Origin of the sequence: Hyalangium sp., assembly GCF_035629615.1 — a bacterium.
Classification (GTDB): Bacteria; Myxococcota; Myxococcia; order Myxococcales; family Myxococcaceae; genus Hyalangium.
Genome location: NZ_DASPHO010000460.1, coordinates 1 through 3617, shown reverse-complemented (window position 1 = coordinate 3617; position 3617 = coordinate 1). Strand labels below are relative to the sequence as shown.

4 protein-coding genes and 1 pseudogene are annotated in these 3617 nt (G+C 68.6%); all 5 read left to right on the top strand.

From position 1 onward, the window contains the following. Positions 1-22 precede the first annotated feature (22 nt). Entirely contained in the window at positions 23-466 is a 444-nt protein-coding gene (gene rpiB, locus VD972_RS23540; RefSeq protein WP_324990591.1) for a ribose 5-phosphate isomerase B, read from the top strand. A 38-nt stretch (positions 467-504) separates the two neighbouring features. After that, positions 505-1761, top strand: coding sequence for a serine hydroxymethyltransferase (gene glyA / locus VD972_RS23535; protein WP_324990589.1), 1257 nt, complete (start codon positions 505-507; stop codon positions 1759-1761). A 15-nt stretch (positions 1762-1776) separates the two neighbouring features. Continuing rightward, the gene (nrdR, locus tag VD972_RS23530; protein WP_324990587.1) at positions 1777-2280 is read left to right on the top strand and encodes a transcriptional regulator NrdR; all 504 of its coding nucleotides are present in this window, start codon (positions 1777-1779) and stop codon (positions 2278-2280) included. Continuing rightward, complete coding sequence (gene ribD, locus VD972_RS23525; protein WP_324990586.1) at positions 2277-3440, top strand: bifunctional diaminohydroxyphosphoribosylaminopyrimidine deaminase/5-amino-6-(5-phosphoribosylamino)uracil reductase RibD; 1164 nt, start codon at positions 2277-2279, stop codon at positions 3438-3440. Before nrdR ends, ribD begins: the two co-directional genes overlap by 4 nt. Positions 3441-3463: 23 nt before the next feature. After that, positions 3464-3617: pseudogene (locus VD972_RS23520) on the top strand (riboflavin synthase); the annotation flags it as partial.

The following is a 3617-nucleotide window of genomic DNA, read 5'->3' as shown; positions in this document are numbered from 1 at the left end:
CGCTCCCAGGGAGGAGCCCCCCGTGAAGATCATCCTCGCGTCCGATCACGCGGGCCTCGAGCTCCGCCAGGAGCTGGTGGCCGGGCTCCGGGAGCGGGGCGTGGCCTTCGAGGATGTGGGCCCCTCCTCGCGCGAGTCCGTGGACTACCCGGACTTCGCCACGAAGGTGGCCCGCGCCGTGGCTGCCGGGCAGTACGCCCATGGGGTGCTCGTGTGCGGCACGGGCATCGGCATGAGCATCGTGGCCAACAAGTACCCGGGCGTGCGCGCTGCCCTGTGCACCACCGAGTTCGAGGCGCGGATGGCTCGCGCCCACAATGATGCCAACGTGCTGTGTCTGGGACAGCGGGTGGTGGGGGCCGGGGTGGCCAGGGCCATTCTCGAGGCCTTCCTGGCCACGCCGTTCGAGGGTGGGCGGCATGAGAAGCGCGTCCAGAAGATCCGCGAGGCCGAATCGGAGCGATGAGGCCCGCTTGAACCCCTACGTTTCGAGGGAGACGACAGATGGAGAACACCCGCACGCTCGCTGAGGTTGATCCCGAGATCGCCCAGGTCGTCCGTCAGGAGACGGAGCGCCAGGAGGAGGGGCTCGAGCTGATCGCCTCGGAGAACTTCGTCAGCCCGGCCGTCATGACGGCCATGGGCTCGGTGCTGACGAACAAGTACGCCGAGGGCTACCCCGGCAAGCGCTACTACGGCGGCTGCGAGGTGGTGGATGTGGCCGAGACGCTGGCCATCAACCGCGTGAAGGAGCTGTTCGGCGCCGAGGCCGCCAACGTCCAGGCCCACTCCGGCAGCCAGGCCAACATGGCCGCCTACATGGCGCTGATGAAGCCGGCCGACACCCTGCTGTCGCTGGATCTCAACTCGGGCGGCCACCTCACGCACGGAGCGACGTTCAACTTCTCCGGCAAGCTCTACAAGGTGGTCCACTACGGGCTCACCCGGGACACGGAGACAATCGACTTCGCTCAGGTGGCCGCGCTGGCCAAGGAGCACAAGCCGAAGGTCATCGTCGTGGGCGCCAGCGCCTACCCGCGCACGCTGGACTTCGCGAAGTTCCGCGAGATCGCCGACAGCGTGGGCGCGGCGATGATGGTGGACATGGCGCACATCGCCGGCCTGGTGGCCGCGGGGATCCACCCCTCGCCGGTGCCGATGGCGGAGTTCGTCACCTCCACCACGCACAAGACGCTGCGGGGCCCGCGCGGTGGCCTCATCCTGTGCAAGGAGCAGTACGCCAAGACGGTGAACAGCCAGATCTTCCCGGGCATCCAGGGCGGTCCGCTGATGCACGTGATCGCCGCCAAGGCCGTGGCCTTCAAGGAGGCGCTCACCCCCGAGTTCAAGGCCTACCAGCGGCAGATCGTCGCCAACGCCAAGGCGCTGGCCGAGGCGCTCCAGCGGGCGGGCCTGCGCCTGTGCTCGGGCGGCACGGACAACCACCTCATGCTGGTGGACCTGCGCCCCAAGAAGCTCACCGGCAAGGTGGCCGAGGAGGTGCTGGGCAAGGCCGGCATCACCGTGAACAAGAACATGATCCCCTTCGATCCGGAGAAGCCGATGACCACCTCCGGCGTCCGGGTGGGCACGCCCGCTCTCACCACCCGTGGAATGAAGGAGGCGGAGATGGCCATCGTCGGCCAGCTCATGGGCGAGGCGCTGGATCACGCCTCGGACGAGGCGCAGCTCGGGCGCATCCGCGGAAAGGTGAAGGAACTGACGAAGTCCTTCCCGCTCTATGCCTCGCGGCTGAGGTAGTGTCCCCTCCCCCCGATGCGCTGCCCCTTCTGCCAGGACACCGAGAACAAGGTCATCGACTCGCGCGAGTCGCATGAGGGCTCGGTCATCCGTCGACGCCGTGAGTGTCTGGAGTGCAAGCGGCGCTTCACCACGTATGAGCGGGTGGAGGAGCTCTACCCGCTCATCGTGAAGAAGGATGGCCGGCGCGAGGCGTTCGATCGGGACAAGATCGTCAACGGGCTGAAGAAGGCCTGCGAGAAGCGGCCGGTGTCGGTGGACCAGGTCGAGCAGACGGTGGGGGCCATCGAGCGGCTGCTCCAGGGCATGGGCGAGAAGGAGGTGCCCTCCAGCGTCATCGGCGAGGAGGTGATGCGCCGGCTGCGGGCGCTGGATGAGGTGGCCTACGTGCGCTTCGCCTCGGTGTACCGGAGCTTCCGCGACATCGCCGAGTTCATGAACGAGCTGCGCGAGCTCGCGGATCAGCCGAAGGAGGGCCGTCCGAAGCCTCAGCCAGGCAAGGGTGGCCAGCCGTCATGAGGCTGCTGACGCGCGCACGGATGAAGGCGAGCAGGGCCCCCAGGGCGAAGCGGGCAGCGGACTTCGACCAGGCCGTGGCCGAGTTCTTCATGCGCATCGCGCTGGAGGAGGCGGCCAAGGGCCTGGGGCGCACCAGTCCCAACCCCTCGGTGGGTGCGGTGCTGGTGAAGGGTGGGCGCATCATCGCCCGCGGCTACACCCAGCCCGCGGGCCAGGCGCACGCGGAGGTGATGGCGCTGGCCGCCGCGGGGCCTCGGGCTCGGGGCGCCGACCTCTACACCACGCTCGAGCCGTGCAATCACTATGGGCGCACACCCCCCTGCACCCTGGCCATCCTCGAGGCCGGGGTGCGCCGGGTCATCAGCGCGTCTACGGATCCCAACCCCCAGGTGAATGGCAAGGGCATTGCCCGGCTGCGGCGCGCTGGCGTGGAGGTGCTCACGGGTGTCCTCAAGGACGAGGCGGACCGGCTCAACCGCTCCTTCTTCAAGGCCATCCGCACCGGGCAGCCCTACGTCACGCTCAAGGCAGCGGTGACGCTGGATGGCAAGCTGGCTACTGCCACGGGGGACTCGCGCTGGGTGACAGGCGAGCCGGCGCGCGAGTGGGTCCACCGCCTGCGCGATCGCGTGGACGTGATCCTCGTGGGCGCCAACACGGTGCGCCTGGACGATCCGAAGCTCACCACGCGGCTGCCAGGCGGTGGAGGCAAGGACCCGGTGCGTGTGGTGGTGGACTCCCGCCTGAGCCTGAAGCCCACGGCCACCGTCTTCACCCAGCGCTCTCGGGCGAAGACGGTGCTGGCCACGCTGGAGGATCCCGCCGCCCGCAAGGCCCGCCGCTTCGCCGAGCAGGGCGTGGAGGTGTGGCAGCTGAGCGAGAAGCGCGGCCGAGTGGATCTGAAGATCCTCCTCGCCCGCATCGCCCAGGAGGGCTTGAACCATGTGCTGGTGGAGGGCGGCGCGGAGATGTACGGCTCCTTCCTCCGCGATCGGCTGGCGGACGAGCTGGCCCTCTTCCTGGCCCCCAAGCTCATCGGCAGCCAGGGGCTCTCCTGGTCCGGTGAGCTCGGGGTGAAGCTGATGTCCCAGGCGCTCCCACTGAAGGACCTCACCGTCGAGCAGCTCGGAGCGGATCTGCTCCTCCAGGCACGGCTCTGATGGATTCGTTATAAGCCCCGCCGATGTTCACCGGTCTCGTTCAGGATGTGGGCGTGGTGGATCGTGTCGTCCCAGGTGGGATGACGGATCTGTGGATCCGCACGGCGCTGGGGGCTGCCAGCTTTGCCCTGGGTGAGTCCATCTCCGTGGACGGCGCGTGCCTCACGGTGGTGGAGC